General features: G+C 36.5%; 14 protein-coding genes, 1 tRNA gene and 7 pseudogenes. 8 read left to right on the top strand and 14 right to left on the bottom strand.

All coding sequences use genetic code 11. The features are described 5' to 3' along the window. Positions 1-10 precede the first annotated feature (10 nt). A complete protein-coding gene (kdsA, locus tag BTN50_RS00825; RefSeq protein ID WP_096618681.1) occupies positions 11-865 on the top strand; it encodes a 3-deoxy-8-phosphooctulonate synthase in 855 nt (284 codons plus the stop codon). A 325-nt stretch (positions 866-1190) separates the two neighbouring features. After that, positions 1191-2042: a fatty acid metabolism transcriptional regulator FadR gene (gene fadR, locus BTN50_RS00820; protein ID WP_096618680.1), complete on the top strand. Its 852-nt coding sequence runs from the start codon at positions 1191-1193 to the stop codon at positions 2040-2042. Positions 2043-2110: 68 nt separating this feature from the next. Here fadR and BTN50_RS10650 read toward each other — a convergent pair. Further along, positions 2111-2336: pseudogene (locus BTN50_RS10650) on the bottom strand (IS5/IS1182 family transposase); the annotation flags it as partial. Positions 2337-2430: 94 nt separating this feature from the next. Between BTN50_RS10650 and BTN50_RS00815 the strand changes: the two are divergent. Beyond that, positions 2431-3290 (top strand): annotated as a pseudogene (locus BTN50_RS00815) (IS5 family transposase). Positions 3291-4083: 793 nt separating this feature from the next. Continuing rightward, positions 4084-4171: transfer RNA gene (locus BTN50_RS00810), tRNA-Ser, on the top strand. A gap of 1382 nt (positions 4172-5553) precedes the next feature. On the opposite strand, the gene BTN50_RS11895 is transcribed toward BTN50_RS00810, so the two are convergent. The 8 genes and pseudogenes from BTN50_RS11895 to hemA all read right to left on the bottom strand — a co-directional run bounded on the left by BTN50_RS11895 (position 5554) and on the right by hemA (position 13820). Then, positions 5554-5787: a transposase gene (locus BTN50_RS11895; RefSeq protein ID WP_150137388.1), complete on the bottom strand. Its 234-nt coding sequence runs from the start codon at positions 5785-5787 to the stop codon at positions 5554-5556. 786 nt (positions 5788-6573) lie between these two features. After that, entirely contained in the window at positions 6574-8835 is a 2262-nt protein-coding gene (gene clpA, locus BTN50_RS00795; protein ID WP_096618677.1) for an ATP-dependent Clp protease ATP-binding subunit ClpA, read from the bottom strand. A gap of 56 nt (positions 8836-8891) precedes the next feature. Continuing rightward, positions 8892-9211: pseudogene (clpS, locus tag BTN50_RS00790) on the bottom strand (ATP-dependent Clp protease adapter ClpS). A gap of 647 nt (positions 9212-9858) precedes the next feature. Next, positions 9859-9987: a hypothetical protein gene (locus BTN50_RS11730; protein ID WP_256386971.1), complete on the bottom strand. Its 129-nt coding sequence runs from the start codon at positions 9985-9987 to the stop codon at positions 9859-9861. A 126-nt stretch (positions 9988-10113) separates the two neighbouring features. Continuing rightward, on the bottom strand, positions 10114-10251 hold the full coding sequence (locus BTN50_RS09200; protein ID WP_161492876.1) for a hypothetical protein: 138 nt from the start codon (positions 10249-10251) through the stop codon (positions 10114-10116). A 360-nt stretch (positions 10252-10611) separates the two neighbouring features. After that, a complete protein-coding gene (prmC, locus tag BTN50_RS00785; protein ID WP_096618675.1) occupies positions 10612-11457 on the bottom strand; it encodes a peptide chain release factor N(5)-glutamine methyltransferase in 846 nt (281 codons plus the stop codon). Further along, complete coding sequence (gene prfA / locus BTN50_RS00780; RefSeq protein WP_096618674.1) at positions 11457-12545, bottom strand: peptide chain release factor 1; 1089 nt, start codon at positions 12543-12545, stop codon at positions 11457-11459. Before prfA ends, prmC begins: the two co-directional genes overlap by 1 nt. A gap of 15 nt (positions 12546-12560) precedes the next feature. Then, positions 12561-13820 (bottom strand): glutamyl-tRNA reductase, encoded by a 1260-nt coding sequence (gene hemA, locus BTN50_RS00775; protein WP_096618673.1) that lies wholly within the window; start codon positions 13818-13820, stop codon positions 12561-12563. Between the two features lie 903 nt (positions 13821-14723). Here hemA and BTN50_RS09190 point away from each other — a divergent pair. Next, positions 14724-14939: pseudogene (locus BTN50_RS09190) on the top strand (IS5/IS1182 family transposase); the annotation flags it as partial. Between the two features lie 280 nt (positions 14940-15219). Here BTN50_RS09190 and rnd read toward each other — a convergent pair. Next, positions 15220-16341 (bottom strand): ribonuclease D, encoded by a 1122-nt coding sequence (gene rnd / locus BTN50_RS00765; RefSeq protein ID WP_096618672.1) that lies wholly within the window; start codon positions 16339-16341, stop codon positions 15220-15222. Positions 16342-16623: 282 nt separating this feature from the next. Here rnd and BTN50_RS00760 point away from each other — a divergent pair. Further along, positions 16624-17138: pseudogene (locus BTN50_RS00760) on the top strand (transposase); the annotation flags it as partial. Continuing rightward, the gene (locus BTN50_RS10645) at positions 17086-17259 is read left to right on the top strand and encodes a hypothetical protein (RefSeq protein ID WP_223823306.1); all 174 of its coding nucleotides are present in this window, start codon (positions 17086-17088) and stop codon (positions 17257-17259) included. The pseudogene BTN50_RS00760 and the gene BTN50_RS10645, both read left to right, overlap by 53 nt. A gap of 308 nt (positions 17260-17567) precedes the next feature. Here the strand turns inward: BTN50_RS10645 and pabB are convergent, their stop codons facing one another. The 3 genes from pabB to BTN50_RS09845 form a co-directional block, all read right to left on the bottom strand. Next, positions 17568-18920 (bottom strand): aminodeoxychorismate synthase component I, encoded by a 1353-nt coding sequence (gene pabB / locus BTN50_RS00755; protein WP_096618671.1) that lies wholly within the window; start codon positions 18918-18920, stop codon positions 17568-17570. A 701-nt stretch (positions 18921-19621) separates the two neighbouring features. Next, positions 19622-19777 (bottom strand): hypothetical protein, encoded by a 156-nt coding sequence (locus tag BTN50_RS09850; protein ID WP_161492875.1) that lies wholly within the window; start codon positions 19775-19777, stop codon positions 19622-19624. 114 nt (positions 19778-19891) lie between these two features. Further along, the gene (locus BTN50_RS09845; protein WP_161492874.1) at positions 19892-20032 is read right to left on the bottom strand and encodes a hypothetical protein; all 141 of its coding nucleotides are present in this window, start codon (positions 20030-20032) and stop codon (positions 19892-19894) included. Positions 20033-20146: 114 nt separating this feature from the next. Here BTN50_RS09845 and BTN50_RS00750 point away from each other — a divergent pair. Further along, positions 20147-21013: pseudogene (locus BTN50_RS00750) on the top strand (IS5 family transposase). A gap of 53 nt (positions 21014-21066) precedes the next feature. On the opposite strand, the pseudogene BTN50_RS10640 reads toward BTN50_RS00750, so the two are convergent. Continuing rightward, positions 21067-21390, bottom strand: a pseudogene (locus tag BTN50_RS10640) (transposase); the annotation flags it as partial. Positions 21391-21530: the final 140 nt, after the last annotated feature.

Raw genomic sequence — 21530 nt, 5'->3', positions numbered from 1 at the left:
GGAAACTGCTATGACAGTACAAAAAATAGTTCAAATTGGCGATATTAAAGTTGCTAATGATAAGCCATTTGTTCTCTTTGCCGGAATGAATGTGTTGGAATCTTATGATCTGGCGATGCAAATATGTGAGCATTATGTGGAAGTGACGCAAATGCTAGGTATTCATTACATTTTTAAAGCTTCGTTTGATAAGGCTAATCGTTCATCTGTGCACTCTTATCGTGGTCCTGGCCTTGATGAAGGCCTAAAAATTTTTCAAAAATTAAAAAAAACTTTTGGGGTTAAAGTAATCACTGACATCCATGAAATTTGGCAAGCACAGCCAGTTTCTGAAGTGGTTGATGTAATTCAGTTACCGGCATTTCTTGCACGTCAAACGGATTTGGTTGAAGCTTGCGCAAAAACTAACGCCGTCATTAACGTGAAAAAACCTCCGTTCATGAGCCCAGATCAAGTTAAACATATTGTGAACAAATTCGCGGAATGTGGTAATAAAAACATTATTCTTTGTGAGCGTGGCTCATGCATGGGTTATGACAATCTAGTTGTTGATATGCTGGGCTTTGATGTAATGAAGAAAGCGAGCTATGGAAGTCCAATAATTTTTGATGTAACGCATTCTCTGCAATGTAGGGATCCGTTGGGCTCGGTGTCCGGTGGCCGTCGTGAACAAACTGTTAATTTGGCGCGTGCAGGTTTAAGTACCAAAATTGCTGGCCTCTTCATTGAAACACACCCAGATCCAGATCATGCGCGTTGTGATGGTCCTTCTGCATTACCTTTGGATAAATTAGAGCCATTCCTTAAGCAAATGAAAGCACTAGATGACCTGATAAAAAATTTTGACGAGCTTGACATTCGCTAAATGATCACGTGATAAAAACTCAGAACGTCGACAGATATGAAGACGATTTTTTATTATGCATATCGTTTCTATCGTAAAGTTGATTCAGGACTATTTGGACTTTATTTCCTAAATCAGGGAACTACATTATCAGTCTATGCTCTAAATAGCTAGAATCGGTTTTGTTGTAACGTTAGTTGTAGCGCTAGGAAAACATTGCTTCTGTATGTCAACTAATCTTACAGTACAGGGTTAAATGATGTCACTAGAAGATTTCTTGGTTGCCGTTAGAAGTGGTATGATGAGTTCCTAATCAAGATAAGAAACAACTTGGGTACAATATCAAATGGTTATTAAAGCTGATAGTCCGGCAACATTTGCTGAGAAATACATAATTGAAAGCATCTGGAATAATCACTTTCCTAAAGGTTCTATTTTGCCTGCAGAGCGAGAGTTGTCAGAACTTATCGGCGTGACTCGAACCACACTACGTGAAGTACTTCAGCGTTTAGCGCGAGATGGTTGGTTAACTATTCAGCACGGTAAACCCACGCGGGTAAATGATTATATGAATACGTCTAGTTTGAGCATTCTAGATACCCTCGTGACACTTGAAGGTGAAGACGTTCATGGAGTTCTTGAAAACTTGCTTGCATCCAGGACCGATATTAGTAGCATTTTTATGTGCTATGCAATTAAAGGTGATGCACCGTCATGTTCAGCTTTGATTACGAGAATCATTGGCCGTTGTGAAAACTTGCTTGCGAGCGATAGCTTCAGTGTATTTGTTGACGCTGTAGAAGAAAAAATTGCGATTCAGCAAGACGTGAAGAAAATTTTTGACACATTTGGCAAGCAAGATACTAAATTGTGTGAAGCTGTTTGTCGAGGCCGTGCTTTCAACTATTTTGATTACATGTTGTTTCAAGGCATGGCGCAGCGTTCTGGCAATAAGATATATGTATTGACCATGAATGGTATGCGTAAAATTTATTCACGAGTGGGTGGCTATTACTTCATGGATACTCGCGCATGTGAAGCTGCTCTGCAATTTTATCGCGATTTATTAGAGCTAACGATTGCAAATCGCCATGGTGATGTTGCTGAGTGTATTAAACAATATAGTCGTGAAAGTGGTGCCATGTGGTTTAATAACCGTGATGCAATTGCGAAGTTGATGGCACAAGAAGAAGCATAATGTCTGACATGAAATAGGCTTGGTTTCTTAATTGAAGTTCAGATAACAGATCTCCACATGATGAACTATTAGACAATCGCTTTCACGTTAGGCATACCTAACTCGGTCAGCTTATTTAATGCTTTTATCATGGCGAAGATTTTGCTAATTTGAGCTGTGTAATCCTTTAGGCTCAATGCCCTCCTAGGAAGTTTGCTGATTTAGAACATTGCCGTCTCTGATAGGGTACATTTATGGTAACCATACCTTGTTTTTCCACTTTTGATCTGAGCCGTATAATTTCAGGCGACCGACTTTATTTCCTAAGCTAAGGAACTAATCAATATTTAGACCTATAGGTAAACTTCGCTATAAAACAATCAACGGGAAGCAGTACCATTAAGTTTTAATCAATAATGGCCCATTTACATTTTGAATTGATGAAGAAGTCATTCAGCTATGTAATCAAACTAAGGAGAATAATCCTAGGAGATTTCGTGTATTTAATGACTTCACCATGGCAACGGCTATTGTGGTTGAACGCTTATTTTTAATATCATTGGTAGGTCTGCACAGATTTATTTATTCTATGTACAAACTTGCTCAACTGCCGTTGTCATTCCCTCACTATTAATACATTAGCAAGCGAACCCAAACGATTAACGTCACGTTTATAATAAAAAATAAAGGAGCCATCCAGTACTTACCCATGGATTCTACGGGGCTTAAAGTCTACGATAAAGGTGAACAGAAAGTGAAAAAGCATGGAGGTGATGAGGAACTTCTAGTCTGATGCAAGTTACATTTAGTGACGGATATAAATACACTTAAAATAATTGTTGCTGAGTTAAGTGCATTCAATGCGGTTAACAGTGAAGTGTACCTAACTTGCTTTAACAAACTCTCCGAAGAATCAATGCAGTATCAGGCGATGGAGCTTACGATACCAGACAATGTTATGAAACCGTTCGTATTAAACGAGTGGGTTCATTCATTGCACTGAAAAAGGGAGCGCGGTTTGGGAACTAAAACATCAGCATAATTTAGTGGCCAGTTGCCAGAAATTATACGATTCAAGTCAGCAGTGGCGAACAAACTTCGGTTACTATACACTATTATAAAGAATAATTTTTAAATAAAAAATTATTTTAAGGGACGTTGAATTTAAGATAGAATAATATTCAGGTTAGTACAATTTACGCCATGATAAAAGTGTTAAATAAGTTAATAGGGCTAGGTATACCTAAAATAAAAGTAATTATCTCATAGTGAATCGTGGGGGGGCATTATTTATGATCTGAACTCGCATGAGGTATTTTATCAAAAATAATATGAGACTTGTGAATTTTTAGATAAACTGCTCAGTTTACAGAAATAAAAGTACAATATTATTGAACTTTATCGTTTCATACGCGTAGCGTAGTATCCAGAATATTGATAATAATTGAGGTGCAAATAAGATTAAGATAGCTACAGCTACCCGTTGTCTTGAAAACTATATCTTGACCATTATATAACTATTTATGCTAGATGTACTACTACAGTGAGTAGCATCATACTGATAAGTTAAATCATATTGCTTTTTGATCAAATGTGTACAAAATATTTTTTGGTATCTTATAACTGAGCGCAATATAGTGAAGCTATTTGTTTATTCATTTTAATAGGTCTGGGGTAAGTGAATATTCTGCAATTTTTAGTAAAATAGTAGTTTTTACGGAAAAAATAGTAATTTGAGACACTATTATTATTTTTTAGTGCATTAAGCTCTGTATAGTCTTTAGATAGAGTGATGAAAAATATTATTTATGAATACAGAGAGCTTGCAAAATCAGGGTTATACATTTTATATATAATTATGCACTCGACCATCACAACACTGATCATTTTATATTTTAAAGTCTGTATCCTTAACTATCAGTCACATCAATTCTTGTAATCATAACATAATTCCAAATTATTAATAAATCAACTATTTGTAATGATTACGTATGTAGTTTCATCTTGTTAAAATAAAGTATTTTATGGTATAAGTATACAATTGAAAACTCAGTAGTACAGTGGTGAGTTGTCCGAGTGGCTTAAGGAGCACGCCTGGAAAGTGTGTATACGATAACGTATCGAGAGTTCGAATCTCTTGCTCACCGCCATCTGTAAGCTTAAGTAAAAGATTTATTTTGAGTTATTATATTAAATCAACTTGAAAAGATAAGCGTAAAAATTTGAAATTTATCATTTATATTGAACACCAATAAGTCTACATTTTTTTAAATAATTACAGTCAAAAATTATTCAATAGCCTCTTTAATACAATTACTTCGATGATATCCCGTTTCATTGAGCAAAATAGTGAACTGGCAAGTTGGTGGGTAACTTTATCGTAGTATGCTGGAAAACAAGTAATATCTATGCTTTTTATTGTCTCATACCAGTGAACTACAGTACTGGAATATCACTAAAATTGATGCATCCTTAGAACAAGCGCTTTCTATGCATCATAGTGATCCATTAGATCATGCCTTCAATGTATTGCTTATGATTCATAAGGTACTACTTACGTTCAATGAATGCATTAATCTCTTTAGTATATATACCTGTTAATTTTGAGTATCAAATTATTTCTATTTTAAGTAGCTTCAAGCAATAATGAAAAAACTATGTATTTATTGAACTACACCTAGCATAATACATCGTATTTTTTAAATGATTGCTGTGGCTACTGTTTACTTTGAGGATTAACTTTAAGTTATAATTGTCTATTATGAATACATATTTAAACTTTTTTCAATATGTTGCGTATAAAATTTATTAATATAAGGCCTATTATCAGATAAGATATCACATAAAGAACCAAATTCATTTGCAATAATTGTCTTTACTCGAACGGTTCCACCTAAGCATAGCCAGCGTAAAGTATTGTCATCACCATGAAGTATGATCATTCATTCGCTTCGTAAATCAGCAGTTTTGTTTCCTAATGTGAGCTCGGATAGCAAATACTAATATGATTAACTATTAGGTGAGTGTTTTTGTTACAGGTATATTTAGCTCTGTTTACTTATTGTACGCATTTATCATTGTGAAGATTTTACTAATCTAGGCATTGTGATCTTTTAAGCTCAATATCTCTTCGAGCAGTTTTTGACTTGGAACATTGCCGTTTTTGATAGCAATGGAACTGTGCTCTATTCATCTCTGCTGACTGGAATCGTATAACTCCTAGAAACTATACCGTTACATTATGCTGATGTCTTCATTCCCCAAAACTAGTGGGCTGTTTAAGTGCAATGAGTGAAACCGCCCATTTAATATGAACGGTTTTATAACATTATTTTGTGTCGTAAACGCCGTTACCTGATATCTCGTGAATTTTTAGGCGAGTCTGTTTGAATAAATTGAGTAGTACTTACTCCGTTAGTCATATGCAATGAACTTAATTCAGCAGTGATTATTTTAAACATATTTATGTCTATTGCTAAATAAACTTGCGCCATGTTTACTATTTCCCGTGAGTACCATGCTTTTTTATTTTCTATTTTTTCGTTGTGATAGATGTCAAGTCCCATGAAATCAACGTGCTTAACACAAAATTAATCATTTTGATTTGCTTGCTAATGCATAAATAGTAAGGGTATGATAACGGTAGTTGAGCAAATTTAAAAAGAGCATTAATGAATCTTTGCAAACGTCTCAACGATATTAAAAATACTCGTTTAACCATGAAAAGCATCATAATGATTAAGTCGTTAAATAAGGTCTCTTCCAATTATTCTGCTTAGTTTAATTCTATAACCAAATAATTTTTTTTATCAATCCAAAACATTAGTGAGTCACAATTAATAAAACCTAAATTATACTGCTTTCAGTTGGTTGTTCTGTCGCTAAGTTTATTCCAGAGACTTGAATATTTAAGTGGCCTAGCAGTTTAGAGCGTATATTGATGATTAAATTTCCTGATTTAGGAAACAAAGCAACGTTCTGAATTAATGATTAATTTCGGTACTCGAGTTTGTATATTCAGGTTGGTTGAGTATATATTGCTTGTCAGACAGGCATAAAAGAGTACATACTTAAATTTACTATGAATAATATCGATATTGATGATTTAGCTTGAGTGCTATGCATCAGTATTAATATGGTAGTTCGTGTTTTTAAAAACTGGAACCATATTACATAACTATGCAGTTCCTTCTTAATGTACAGGAAATCATGTTTATCTGCAAAGTGAATGCGTATTGGTTTTATTCCGTGGGTAGCAACCAAGGACACCCCACGTTAATTTTAGTATACAGATAATTTGAATGTACACGATCTTGTTAAAGAATATACACATATTATTGGTAAATTTTATACGCAGCCTCACATAAAAGCGAATTTAATTTTTAGATGAATTTGAAACAACCTAATAGAACAGCGGTCTATTTTTAAAATTAATAAAATAATGTAATAAAGTGATTGGTTCATTCATTGAACATGTGTAGTACCATGGGATACATTACTGGAATATTGTTCTAAGTAACATTGAGTAAAATTACCCTGCTTTGTGGAATTCTTACGCAGGTTCCATTTCATCACTAAAGCTAAAAATAAGTTCATCCTTTTTCACATCTACTTTCACCGTACCACCATTAATTAAACAACCGAATAATAATTCATTTGCTAGGTGTTTCTTCATGTGCTCCTGCATGACACGTGCCATCGGACGTGCACCCATTGATTTGTCATACCCTTTTTCAGCTAACCATAATTTTGCTTCATCTGTCACTTCAAGAGACACACCGCGTACATCCAACTGAGCCTGAAGTTCCACAATAAACTTATCAACAACTTGAAGAATAATGCTTTTATCCAGATGATTAAACCAAATAATATCATCCAATCGGTTTCTAAACTCTGGTGAAAACACCTTCTTGATCTCTAACATTGCGTCATGACTATTATCTTGTTGAATTAAACCAATAGACTTACGGATTGTCTCAGTAACACCAGCATTGGTAGTCATGACTAAAATAATATTTCTAAAATCAGCTTTACGCCCATTATTGTCCGTTAGCGTACCATGATCCATAACTTGCAACAGCAGATTAAAGACATCAGGGTGGGCTTTTTCAATTTCATCGAGAAGCACGACACTATGAGGATGTTTAATAACGGCATCCGTTAATAGACCACCTTGGTCATAGCCGGCATAACCCGGAGGTGCACCAATCAAACGGCTAACCGTATGACGTTCCATATACTCAGACATATCAAACCGCTGGAGTTCGATATCCATAGCACGCGCTAATTGAACCGTTACTTCGGTTTTACCTACGCCAGTGGGCCCAGCAAACAAGAATGAACCCACAGGTTGATTTTCTGCACCTAGTCCAGCACGGCTAAGTTTAATAGCTTCACACAATACGCCTATTGCATCATCTTGCCCAAAAACTAATATTTTCAGTTTCTGATCAAGCGATTTAAGCACTTCACGGTCTGTTGAAGATACTGATTTTTCAGGGATACGAGCCATTTTAGCTATTAATGTCTCAATATCACCAACTCCCACTGTTTTTTTACGTTTATTAGCTGGTACTAAACGACAATGAGCTCCTGCTTCATCAATCACATCAATTGCCTTATCCGGCAGATGACGATCATTAATATATTTAGCAGAGAGTTCAACTGCAGCGCGAATTGCTTTATTGGTGTAACGAATTTCATGGTGAGCTTCATATTTAGGTTTTAATCCTAACAAAATCTTCGTTGTGTCATCTAGAGAAGGTTCAATAACATCAATTTTTTGAAAACGACGAGCCAAAGCACGTTCTTTTTCAAAAATACTTCTGTACTCTTGATAAGTGGTTGAACCAATACATCGTAGCGTTCCACTAGATAGTAATGGCTTTATTAAATTCGCAGCATCAACTTGGCCACCTGATGCAGCTCCTGCACCAATGATAGTGTGGATTTCATCGATGAACAATACCGCATGTTTTTCTTTCTCGAGTTGTTTAAGTATGTTCTTAAAACGCTTTTCAAAATCACCACGATATTTAGTACCTGCGAGCAGTGAGCCAATATCAAGCGAGTAAATTACACAGTCATGAATGATTTCAGGAACCTCACCTTCAACAATAAGCCAAGCTAAACCTTCTGCTATTGCCGTCTTACCCACACCAGCTTCACCAACTAATAAGGGATTATTTTTACGGCGACGACATAAGACTTGAATTGTACGCTCAAGTTCTTTGTCTCGTCCTATAAGTGGATCAATACCACCCACTTGAGCTAGTTGATTTAGATTGGTTGCAAAGTTTGTCAAATGTTCTGCATCACCTTCAACAGTCGCCTCTTCAGGAGACAGATCGACTCCAGATAATTTTTCATCGCAATTAACAGATTTGATTGTACCATGAGAAATATGATTAACAACGTCAAGGCGGCTAATATCATTTTTATTAAGCAAATATACCGCATGCGACTCTTGCTCGCTAAAAATAGCCACTAAAACATTTGCGCCACTAACATCACTGCGTCCAGAAGATTGAACATGGAATACAGCACGCTGCAGTACGCGCTGAAAACTTAATGTTGGCTGAGTTTCTCGATTTTCGTCATCAACAGGAATTAACGGTGTTGTTTGTTCAATGAATACTTCTAATTCTTTACGTAAGGCATCAAGATCGGCATGACAAGTGAGCAGTGCTTCTCGAGCGGCTATGTTTTCTAATAGCACTAACAACAAGTGTTCCACCGTTATAAATTCGTAACACTTCTCGCGCGCTCTTGTAAAAGCCATATTAAGGCTAGCTTCAAGTTCTTTATTTAGCATAAGGCACCTCTCTCAAAAACCACATTCTAGCAGGCCGGAAAATTTTTTTAGTTTATTTAGGCTTTCTCCATTGTGCATAGTAATGGGTATTGGTGTTCTTTTGCATACATCATTACCTGTGCAACTTTCATTTCGGCAACTTCCGACGTATAAATGCCACAAATAGTCTTTCCTTTATAGTGCACCGTTAACATCAGCTGTGTTGCTTTTTCTAAATCCATGAAAAATAATCGCTGTAAGATCTCCACTACAAAGCCCATGGGAGTATAATCATCATTATACAAAAGTACTTTGTACAATGATGGCAATTTTGCTTTCGTTTTTTCCGCTTCTTTAACGTAAAAATCCGAACTATCCATTCGCCCATTTTACTCATAATTGCTTATAATTTTTAAGATAACTCAAATGTTCTTTATAAAACAATTATTTATCGATATATTATTTATTGTATTATACCATACAAAAGAAACGCACTGATACTTAAAATATAATTTATTGATTGTGTTCTAGCAACCGTAACTATGCTATATTCAATACTTTTCTTATACATAAATAGTACTTTGTTAACTGATTTTTTAATAATTAAGGTGCCTCAAACTATTCTAAATATAATGTAGACTATAAACCTCTTTTTGTATTCCATACTGACTATATCATGTCAAAATATCCATACCTTCATTGGATTAATAGTTGTCATGTGGCTTTATTTTTTGATTCAAGTTCAGATAGTAGATCTTAATATAATTGACTATTAGTCAATCGCTTTTGTTTCAGGCGTACCTATCTCTGTTAGTTTATTTAACGCTTTTATTATTGCGTAGATTTTATTACAATTAACATTGTATTTTTTTAAACTTAATGTCCCCCCTGGTAGTTTATTGACTCAAAACCTTGTTGTCTCTGCTAGGAAACGTTTATGATAACCATACCTTATTTTACAATGCCGATTTAAGCCGTATAACTTTTGATAACTGACCACTACATTACTCGGATGGCCTCGTTTCCAACAAATTGCTTTTTTTCTTAATAGGGTAAGTGGAACTGTTCGTTTAATACGGACGGTTTCGTAACATTGTCTGGTGCCGTAAGCATTATTACCTGATATTTCCTTGTTTCTTCAGGGGGGGTCTGTTTAAAAAAATTAGGTAGCACTGCACCGTTAGTTCTACTTGATGTACTTAACTTAGCAATAATAATTTCATGTGTATTTATATTTACTGCTAAATGTAACTTACGCTAGATTTGCCGTTTTTCATCAGTACCATGCTTTTTTATTTTTCATTCTCTTTCACCGTAAACTTTGAGCTCTATAAATTTAATGACTAAGTGATAGATAATTCCTTTAGTCGTCGTCTTGAACATGGTGTTAACCATTTGGATTCGCTTACTAATGCATGAATAGTAAGGATATGACAAGGGCAGTTGAACAAGTTGAAAAAATAAAATTAATAAATTTTTGCAGACCTTTCAATGCCATTAAAAATACACGTTTAATCATGGGAACAGCCGTAATGGTTAAGTCTATAAGTAATGAGGTCTTCCATGATTACTCAGCTTAATTTGATTCCATAGATGAGTGGCTTCTTCATCAATTTATAATGTTAGTGAGTCTAGCTGTTTCGATCGTAAATTGATAATTGAGTTCCTTTATATAAAAATAAACCTACTTTTATGTGGTTATACCTTCAATTATCACGAATCTTATCGTGTTGAATTTCAAATTTAATTCTAATTTATTGAAAAGTCAAGTATCCTTCATTATCAGATAATATCAAATTAAATCGAAAAACATCCTAAAGTAACACGATCTTGCCCTCCATAATCCTGAACCGTTTGCACATTCCGAAATCCAGCACTTGCAAAAAATATTTTTACAGCGTGACTTTGATTATGACCATGTTCAATCAATAGCCAGCCACCATCTTGAAGATAGTACGGGGTGTGTTTACAGATATGCCTAATGTTTGCCAATCCATGATCACCAGCTACCAATGCAGTTCTAGGCTCAAACCGCACGTCACCTTGCGAGAGATGTAAGTCTTCAGAATCAACATAAGGCGGGTTACTGACGATCATTGTGAAAGTACGTTCTGGCAGGGCATCAAACCAATTACTTTGCAAGAATTCAGCGTTAGTGATCGCATTTTTCCGCTGATTACGTGCTGCCAGTAAAACCACTTCTGGTCGAATATCAACACCAATAACATGCATATCTAGTCTCTCTTTCGCAATGGACAGAGCAATCGCTCCTGTGCCTGTACCCAAATCAAGCACATGACCCATCCTTTGTGGTAAACGCTCTAAAGCAAGCTCCACTAAGCGTTCCGTATCAGGACGTGGAATTAATGTATTAGGTTCTACATTCAACTGTAGCGACCAAAAATCACGGTGTCCGATGATATAAGCCACTGGCTCGCCTTTTACACGACGTGCAATCAACATACTGAATTCGTTTACTTCTTCATCGGATAAAAGTTTGTCAGACCAAGTATATAAATAGCTACTAGGCTTTTTTAAAACATGACAAAGCAATATTGCTACATCAATTTGCGGAGATGATATTTTATTTTTTGTCAGTAAATGTACTGTATCATACAGTGTATTTGCAATGTTTATTGACATTAGTGTTGTACAGCCAGTGCTGCCAACTGATCAGCTTGAAATTCTTGCATTATTGGCTCAATCAGGCAGTTTAAATTTCCTGCCATTACGTCATCTAAGCAATAAACCGTAAGGTTAATTCTGTGGTCAGACACACGCCCTTGTGGGTAGTTGTAAGTCCGGATACGGTCAGAACGATCGCCAGAACCAAGCAAATTACGACGTGTCCTTGCTTGGTCAGCGGTGCGTTTTTCTTCTTGCGCTTTGATCAAGCGTGCCGCCAGTACTGACATCGCTTTTGCTTTATTTTTGTGCTGTGAACGCTCTTCCTGACACTCAACCACAGTACCTGTAGGCAAGTGAGTAATACGAATTGCTGAGTCAGTAGTGTTCACGTGCTGTCCTCCTGCGCCCGATGAACGGAAAGTATCAATCTTCAAATCAACCGGATTAATATCAGGGATTTCAGCTTCTGGGATTTCTGGAAGTATTGCAATCGTACAAGCTGATGTATGCACGCGACCTTGAGATTCGGTCACAGGTACCCGTTGAACACGGTGACCGCCAGACTCAAACTTCAATGCACCGTAAGCACCATCACCAGATATTCTTGCTATCATTTCTTTGTAACCACCCTGCTCAGAACTATTTGCACTAATTACTTCAATACACCACCCTTTTGATTCAGCAAAACGGCTGTACATGCGGAACAAATCACCTACAAAAAGACCTGCTTCATCACCTCCAGCACCCGCACGAAGTTCAACATAGCAATTACGCTCGTCATTAGGGTCTTTGGGAATCAACAGAACCTGAAGCTCTTCTGTCAAACGTTCAATTTCACCTTTTGTGATTTTTATTTCTTCTTGCGCCATTTCACGCATTTGCGCGTCATTTTCTTGTGCCATTTCTAGCACGATTTCTAGATTATCAATAGCTTGTTTATAGAAGCCAAAGCATTTTGTGACTTCTTCCAGTTGGCTGTATTCTTTTGATAAAAGCCGAAATTTATGTTGTTCACCAATTATGCTAGGATCGCTCAGCAAATTTTGTATTTCTTCGTAGCGCTCGCTCAGTGCTTCAAGTTTAGACATAATAGATGGTTTCATAGGGCATCTTTTAAACTACTTTTGAGGATCCAGACCTAAACTCTGACGAAGCACATCTAATGTACGTTCGTCACCATTTCTGGCAGCTTCTTGCATAGCCTGCGTTGGCGCATGGATCAGTTTATTGGTTAATTTATTACTTAACTCTTTAAGTACCTTTTCTGGGTCTGTACCACTGGCAAGAGCTTGTATGCTTCGATTAAGCACTTCATTTTTTAGTAATTCAGAGTGAGCCCGGTATTGTTTAATGCTGTTTACTGCGTCACGGGAACGTATCCAGGTCATAAACTCCATGCTTTCTTCATCAACAATAGTTTCGGCTCGAACAGCCGCAATTTTTCGCTGCTCACGATTTTGTTCAATAATAGAGTGAAGATCGTCAACTGTATAAAGGTAAGCATTATTCAGTTCACCTACTTCTTCTTCAATATCTCGTGGCACTGCAATGTCTATCAATAACATTGGTTGATGACGTCGCTTGTTTAAAGCTTTTTCAACCATGCTCTTACCAATAATTAGCAAAGACGCAGCAGTAGAGCTGATTACGATATCAGCACGGTGTATGTGCTCCGGGATTTCTTCAAGAGAAATAATATCTGCACCAAATGCGTCAGCAAATAGCTTTGCTCTTTCTTTCGTGCGATTAGCGACGATTATTTTTCGGCAATTATGTTCATAAAGATGCTTAGCAACAAGTTCGATCGTTTCCCCAGCCCCCACCAGCAGTACAGTAGAAAATTCTAGAGATTCAAATATCTGTCGAGCCAGAGAACATGCAGCAAACGCCACAGACACAGCGTTACCACCAATATCAGTTTCTGTACGAATACGTTTTGCGACAGTGAATGTTTTATGAAATAAACGCTCTAATAGCCCATTAATAGCATCAAGATCAACAGATTTAGCATACGCTTGTTTTACTTGTCCTAAAATTTGCGGTTCTCCAAGCACTAAGGAATCTAAGCCACTTGCTACACGCATAAGGTGTTGAACGGCAGCTTGATCATGGTGAGTATACAGGCAAGAAAATAGCGTTTCACTATCTAATTTGTGGAATTGCTGCAGCCAATCAACGACAACACCTGAACTAGGGTGTTCTAACTCGCAATAAATTTCAGTTCGGTTACATGTAGACACAATAACTCCATTCTGCGCAACCTGCTGTTCTTTCAGCTGGAGAAGCGCATCCCTAAGTTGTTGCGGTGAAAAAGCAATTTTTTCACGCAAATCGATCGTAGCGGTTTTGTGATTAATTCCGAGAACTAACAAATTCATTCAAAAGAGTTACCGACAGCGCTTGGTAAAATCCAAACAGGTAATTTTACTTGATGGGTTCATCGATTAAAAGAGAACATTGCTTTCTCAGCCCACAAACCTTTATATATGTAATAACTTTGCATTAAAAATTATATTTTTTATTTATTTTTCTGGTAACCTCTTTAAACTCATATTATTTTATACCTGAAATAAAAGTCTGTACTATAATGTCAATGAAATTATTACTCCGTTCTAGATAAGCTCACTGTAGATAGATATTAATTAACCTCAGGTTAGCATAAAACTTTTGTTTATCCAGCCTAGTAACATTAATGCTCGGTTTCTTTGGTGGAAATAAGTACGCGATAAGCCCAACCAGCAAGTTGACCATAAACTGAGGCTTTATTTCTTAAATTAGAGAACTCAATGATTTATCTACACTCCAAACAGCTAGGTTCACTTAAATAGTTAGGTTTATGAACAAATTTTATTATAAAGTAACTAACTGAAAATAGTATAATCAAGCTTTAATCAATTGTGGCTTACTAATATTCTGAATTAATAAAAAAGTTATTCAGCTATGGCATTAAACTAAGCAAAATAATAATAGAAGACCTCATTTTTTAATAAATTAGCCATTACAACGACGTGGTTAAACGTATATTTTTAATGCCATTAAGAGGTCTGAAAGGACTCATTAACTTTGTTTATAAACTTACTCCACTGCCGTGTCATACCTCTACTATTAATGCGTTAGTAAGCGAGCGAAAACGGTTGGCATTGAGTTCGAGACGGAGGACTAAAGGAACCATTTAGCACTTAGCCATTGATTCTCCAGGGCTAAAAATCTACAATGAAGGCGAGTGGTAAGTAAAAAAGCATGGCACTCATGGGAAACGGCTAGTCTGACGCAAGTTACATTTAGCAATAAATATAAATACGCATGAAATCATTGCTGCTGAATTAAACGCATTAAATGTAACTGACGGTAAAATGCTATCTAATTTGTTTAAACAGATCCACCGAAGAGTCAATAAAATATCATCCGATGGGACTTACGGCACTAGACAATATTACGAAACTGTTCGCATTAAACGAGCGGTTCCACTCATCCCTCTAAAAGAAGGTAACTTTTAAAAACTGAGGTTATTTGTGTAATTTAGCGGTCAGTTGCCCAACGTTATAAAGTTAGAATGACATTGAAAAATAAGGTCTAGTTACCATAAACATTCTCTATCAAAAACGGTAATGTTCCGATTTAAAAAGTTACTAGGAGAAGCATTGAGCCTAAGCGATCATAATGCTCAGGTTAGGAAACAAAGCCCCTTCAAAGACAAAGAATAAAACATTATTTGTTCTTAAGCGAATGGTCTTAGCTTATTAACTAGCTTTTATTGAAGCACCTAACTGAGACTGCTTATTTCTTCAGAAGCGGCAGCGATATTTCCTCAAAATAATTTTTACGCCAACCAGAAAGTAAATCGGGTATTTTATCTGGATTTTGCTCATGTATCCACGCCCACTTTAACATTTGGTGGACCTGTCTTTTTGAGCTTATGAATTCAGGAACAATACCTAGCGATTTAGCCACCGCATTCGTTTGAACTTTAATGTTCTTTACTGTTTGCTTATAATATGGAAAATTTATCAACCTTTCGATAGGTTTTGGGTAACGCGAATCTGGCATATTATCAACTTCAATAGCCAGTGATATCAAATGCTTACCATGACGCTCAAGCTCAAAATGATTAAACCCTCCATCCATCATTTTTTCTAATGAACGAATATCAAATCGAGCCATTTTCCAGAGATTTAACTCTTGCACAACGAAGTTCAGAGCTAAATCTCGGTGCTGCGCTTCTTTCAAGCGCCAGCTAGAAAGCTTGCGCAATACCGCAAGTTGCTTTGGCTTCAGCTGCCACGCATTTTTAATGTCAAGATATACTTTTTCTGGATCCGATATTTTACCACGCTTGCTCGCCATTAGCTCACATTCTTGCTGAACTGCTTCTCTCCATCCCGCTTGTTCAATGCTCTCAGTAAACAAGTTATAAAGAGGAAGCAAATAGTAAACATCCGCTGCTGCATATTCAAGTTGCTTTGCGCTTAAAGGACGAGCGCACCAATCAGTACGAGCTTCACCTTTATCTAAGACTACATTTAAATATTCATTAACCAATGCTGCAAAGCCAGTAGACAACCTATGCCCTAAAAATGCAGCCATAATTTGAGTATCAATCATTGGAGTTGGCATACCACCAGCGTGGTGATGAAAAATCTCTAGGTCTTCACTGCTGGCATGTAGCACTTTAATCACAGATTCATCTGCTAAAAGTGCCCAAAATGGTAATAAATTTTCTAGCTCTATAGGATCAAGTAGGGATATTGTGTCACCATCATACATTTGGATCAAACCTAATCTTGGGTACAATGTACGTGTGCGGATAAATTCAGTGTCCAACATTACTGCAGGAACCTGCCGTGCTTCTTGGCAAACACATTCCAAGTGGGCTAGTTCAGTTATGATTTCAAAATTCACACTACTTTCCATTTGTAATTTTGCTGCGAAGTGCAGCGTGCCATTTCCAACAGTCAGATTCAAAAAAATATGCTGTTCTGAGCCAGCATGTCTTTTAATTGACAGTAGACTTTATTGTACGCACTACTCATTCAATTGGCACGAAACATAGGTTTTGTTTCCTAAACCAAGGAACTAAATTATCAATCAATATTCTAAATAACTAGGCTAACTGAAATATTCAGGCCTATAAATAAGCGTCACTACAAAACAACTAACTAGAAAAAGTATAATCAAGCTTTAATCAATCGTGGCTCACTAACATTCTGGATTGATGTAGAAGCCATTCAACTATGGCATTAAACTAAGCAGAATAATCATGGGAGACCTTGTTTATCTAGCTACCTAGTTATTACAACGATCCTCATGGTTAAATGCATATTTTCAATGCCATTAAAAGGTCTGCAATAATTCATTAATTCTGTTTTCAAACTTGTCCAACTGCCGTTGTCATGCCTTCACTATTCATGCATTAGCAAGCAAACCAAAACGGTTAACGTCACGTTCAAGACGAAGAATAAAGGAAGTATACAATACTTAGCCATTGCTTCTACAGAACTTAAAATCTACGGTGAAAGAGAATAAAAAATCAAAAAGCATGACCTGATAGAAAACGGCGAATTTGAAGCAAGTTACATTTAGCGATAGATCTAAATAAGCATAAAATCATTGCTGCTGAGTTCAGTGTGTCAAATATGACTGACGATGAAATGCTACCTAACTTACTTCAACAGACCTGTCGAAGTATCAATGAAATATAAACCTACGGTGCTTACGACACCAAATAATGTTACTAAACCGTTCGTATTAAAAAAATTTTTCGAAGGAACATTGAGCTTAAGAGATCACAATGCTAAGATTAACAAAACTTACGCATAATAAGAATGTTCAGTAAGCTTATTGAGCTAGGTATGCTTAAAATACAAACGATTATATAATCGTTAGCCATGTAAAATGTTTTATCTCAACTCAAATTAGTAAACAATGCTTCATGATGATTACAAGGACTTAAGCTAAAACGGTGAATAAGCCAAAAGAGGGACAACAGTCACATGAAATTTTGATATATAAATTAAACAAGTGTTCCCAGCAACATCTCTGCATTATTTTCCATCTTTAGTGTTTCTAACATTTCACTCGATCTCAAAAATATATATCAAGACGCCGCGTATCAACTCATTATAAGGCTACGCAGAAAGGATTGGTAAAATTTTACTGAGCTTATCGAACGTTTCTTGATATTCCGAAGCTACATCACTGTCTGCAACTACACCTCCGCCAGCCCATACGTATATTTGCTGCTTATGACACACCAAGGTGCGGATGGTAATGCTGGTATCCATCGTGCCACAACGGCTTAAATAGCCGATGCTTCCACAATACACGTTACGACGGTGCGGCTCTAATTCTTCAATTATTTCCATTGCTCGTATTTTAGGCGCGCCAGTGATTGAACCACCTGGAAAACACGCTCGTAGTAAATCAGTAGCGTGTTCACCATCAGAAAGTGTACCAGTTATAGTGCTGACTAAATGATGAACGGCTGGAAATGTCTCAATGTTAAAAAGTTTAGGTACATTTATAGAACCCGGCGAGGCGACGCGACCAATATCATTTCTCAATAAATCTATAATCATTAAATTTTCAGCGCGATCTTTCTCAGAGTTAAGCAAATCATTCATATTTTGAATGTCAGTTTCTCTGGTTTTACCCCGCTGACGTGTGCCCTTGATTGGCTTAGTTTCAATTGTATGGCCATGTAATTGAAGGAAGCGCTCTGGTGAAACAGAAAGAATGCAGGCGTTTTCCAATCGGATAAAGGCAGAGAATGGTGCACCATTATTATCAGCGAGTCGTTGATATGCTTGCCATTCACTGCCATGGTAGGGTGCTTGGAAGCGTTGCGCCAAATTGATTTGATAGCAATCACCTGACATAAGATAATCCTGAACACAATTAAATTTCTGTTCATAACTTTCAGGCGTCATGTTGGATTGCCACTTTCCAATGAGCTCAAAAGAAGGTGTTGCCGTCGTTATGTACCCGTCTAACCAAGCTAGTCGATCTTCGCCTTGAGGTTGTATTAGTACAAGCTCTTGCTCTTTATGATCGGCTAATAATGCCCAGTTATAAAAGCCCACGGCCATATCTGGGATAGCAATGTCTTGTGCTGCGATTACTGGCAAGGTTTCAACTTGTCGGCTTAAATCATAGCTAAAGTAACCTAGCGCACCGCCTAAAAAAGGCCATTGGGCAATTGATTCAAGGGGAGGTAAAAGAGTTTCTTGTAGTTGGCGCAGCACGTCAAATGGATTGTCATTATTTGTTGTTTCATGGCCATTCCGGTAATACAGTGTATTGATACCATTATTACTGCACAGAGTTGCTATAGGATCGGCAACTAGAATATCAAAGCGATTATCAGGATGAGAAACTGCTGCTGATTGTAAAAGCATTGCCCAAGGTTGTATTTCGACGCGCGCAAACAGCGTGGAAAGTGCGTAAGGCGAATACTCAAGACACTGCAAGGTTATTTGCATTAGTCTATATTTTGTCATTTTATATAATAGGGTTCAGCTATTTTCGTATTTTTATGAACAATATTGACGCAGTATTAAGCGTAAGATTATTATGATTTCTAGCTTTATGGTAAATATTCAAATCTCATATCTATAATGGCATAGTAGGGTATTCCGTGCTTTAATGCCACTACTATTTTGCAGCAACAATGTATTTTAGCTTTTCTTCATGGGTGCCTAGGAGTGTTCCGGTAAAGCCTCGTTAACAATAATATGTATACTAAAGAACCTTAATCCTTCATCGTTAGATTATTTAGTAGACAAGGTTCTAATGATATTTAGAGTCTCGCTTATACACTAAAAACCACTTACATTATTAAATATAGCAGTCATGCAGCTAACATAATAAAAAATGAGTCATGGATGCTGTTTTTCCTAATTTGAGTTCAAATAGCAAATTCAAACATGATTCACTATGAGATAATTACTTTCATTTTCGGCATACTTAGCTCTGTCAGCTTATTTAACACTTGGATTATGGCTTAAATTTTGTTTATTTAAGTGTTTTGACTCCTTAAGTTCAATGTCCCTCCAAGTAATTTTTTAATTTGCAAGATTGCCGTCTCTGATAAGGAATCTTTATGGTAACTATACCTCATTTTGTAATGCTAATTTACAATGTATCACTTATGGTAATTGACTTCTAAATGATGCGGATGACCTCATCCCCCCAAAATTACTCCTTTTCTTGGTGGGATGAATGGAGCCACGCGTTTAATACGAACAGTCTCATCACACTGTCTGGTGTAGTAAGCACCATCGCCTGATATTTTACTAATTGTTAAGCGGGCTTTAAATAGCATTGCACCAGCAGGCATATTCAATGAGCTTAACTCCGAGACAATGATTGCATGCGTACTTATATTTACCGCTAAATATAGACTTTGTTTCTTAATTCGAGTTCAAATGATAAATCTCAGCATGATTCACTATTAGACCATCGTTTTCGTGTGAGGCATGCCTAGTCTTGTCAGCTTATTTAACGCTTTTATCATGGTGTAGATTTCGCTAAGCTGAGTTGTGTGATCCATTAGGCTCAATGTCCCTCCGAGAAATTTTTTGATCTGGATCATTGCTGTCTCTGCTAGGAAACATTGATGATAATCAGTTTTATTTCCTAAATCATGGAACTAAATTGTAAATCAACACTCTAAAAAACTAACTGACAGTAGTATAATCAAGCGTTAATCAATCGTAGCTCACTAACATTCTGAGTTGATGAAAAAGCTATTCAGCTATGGAACCAAACCAAGCAGGGTAATCGTTGGCGACTTAGTTTATTTAGCGACTTGCCATTATGATGGCCCTCATGGTTAGATACGTATTTTTAATGCCATTGAGATGTCTGTAAAGATTCATTAATTTTATTTTAAAATCTGCTTAACTAGCATTGTCATGCTCTCACGGCTCACACATTAACAAGCGAGCCCAAACGATTAACGTTACGTGCAAGACGAAGAATGTAGGAGCTATCCAGCACTAGGTCATTGGTTTTACAGGGCTCAAAATCTACGATGAAAAATAATGAAAAAGCAAGAAAACATTGCACTAATGAAAAACGGTGAGTTTGACGTAAATTACACTTAGCAGTAGATTTAAATACACATGAAATCATTGCTACTTAGTTTAGTGCATCAGATGTGACTGACGATGTGTGCTACCTCACTTACCCAAACAAACCCGCTGAAAAAATCAATGAAATGTCAATCGAGGGTGCTTATGATACCAGACAATATTACGAAACCGTTCGTATTAAATGAACGGTTTCACTCATGTCACCAAGAAAAAGAGTAACTTTTTGAAAACGAGTACATCCGCATAATTTAGCGATCAATGACTAGAAGTTATACAGTTCAAATTAACATTAGAAAACGAGGTATGTTTACCATAAACATTCGCTATCAAAGACGGCAATGTTTTGAATCAAAAAACTCCTATCAGGTACATTGAGCTTAAGAAATCACAATACCCAAATTAGCGAAACTTACGTCATGATAAACATGTTAAATAAACTGACCGAGCTAGGTACACCTAAAATCAAAACGATTATTTAATCGCTAATTATGCTGTAATTTGCTATCTAAGCTCGAATTAGGGAAGAAAGCCTCTTTGACGAGATGTTAACCGTCTTATCTTGCTGGCTAATGTATGAATAATGAAAGCATGAGAACGGTAGCTGAATAAGTTTGAAAACAGAATTAATGAATCCTTGCAGACATGGCACTTATGGTATTGAAAACACGTGTTTAACAATGAGGGCCATCATAATGGCTAAGTCGCTCAATAAATAAGGTCTCCCATGATTACCCTGCTTAGTTTTATTCTATAGCTAAATGACTTCTTCGTCAATTCAAAATGGTAGTGAGCCATAATTTATTAAAACTTGATTATACTGCTTTAAGTTGGCTATTTTGTAGCTAAATTTGTTTATATACCTGAATATTTAAATGAATCGAGCTGTTTAGAACGTAGGTTACTAATTTAGTCATTTTATTTAAAATTTAACGTTATTTCAAAGCGGCTATTGATCAATTTTTCACTGTGACCATTTCAAAAATTAGAGGTTCCTCG

Source organism: Candidatus Enterovibrio altilux (assembly GCF_002381345.1).
In the GTDB taxonomy this organism is placed as follows: Bacteria; Pseudomonadota; Gammaproteobacteria; order Enterobacterales; family Vibrionaceae; genus Enterovibrio; species Enterovibrio altilux.
This window is presented reverse-complemented; position numbering and strand designations above follow the sequence as displayed.

Coding starts and splice junctions, on each gene's coding strand:
- kdsA (WP_096618681.1), top strand. CDS start 11: ATGACAGTACAAAAAATAGTTCAAATTGGCGATATTAAAGTTGCTAAT.
- fadR (WP_096618680.1), top strand. CDS start 1,191: ATGGTTATTAAAGCTGATAGTCCGGCAACATTTGCTGAGAAATACATA.
- clpA (WP_096618677.1), bottom strand. CDS start 8,835: ATGCTAAATAAAGAACTTGAAGCTAGCCTTAATATGGCTTTTACAAGA.
- prmC (WP_096618675.1), bottom strand. CDS start 11,457: ATGTCAATAAACATTGCAAATACACTGTATGATACAGTACATTTACTG.
- prfA (WP_096618674.1), bottom strand. CDS start 12,545: ATGAAACCATCTATTATGTCTAAACTTGAAGCACTGAGCGAGCGCTAC.
- hemA (WP_096618673.1), bottom strand. CDS start 13,820: ATGAATTTGTTAGTTCTCGGAATTAATCACAAAACCGCTACGATCGAT.
- BTN50_RS10645 (WP_223823306.1), top strand. CDS start 17,086: ATGAAATGCTACCTAACTTACTTCAACAGACCTGTCGAAGTATCAATG.
- pabB (WP_096618671.1), bottom strand. CDS start 18,920: ATGCAAATAACCTTGCAGTGTCTTGAGTATTCGCCTTACGCACTTTCC.
- BTN50_RS09850 (WP_161492875.1), bottom strand. CDS start 19,777: ATGCCTGCTGGTGCAATGCTATTTAAAGCCCGCTTAACAATTAGTAAA.
- BTN50_RS09845 (WP_161492874.1), bottom strand. CDS start 20,032: ATGATCCAGATCAAAAAATTTCTCGGAGGGACATTGAGCCTAATGGAT.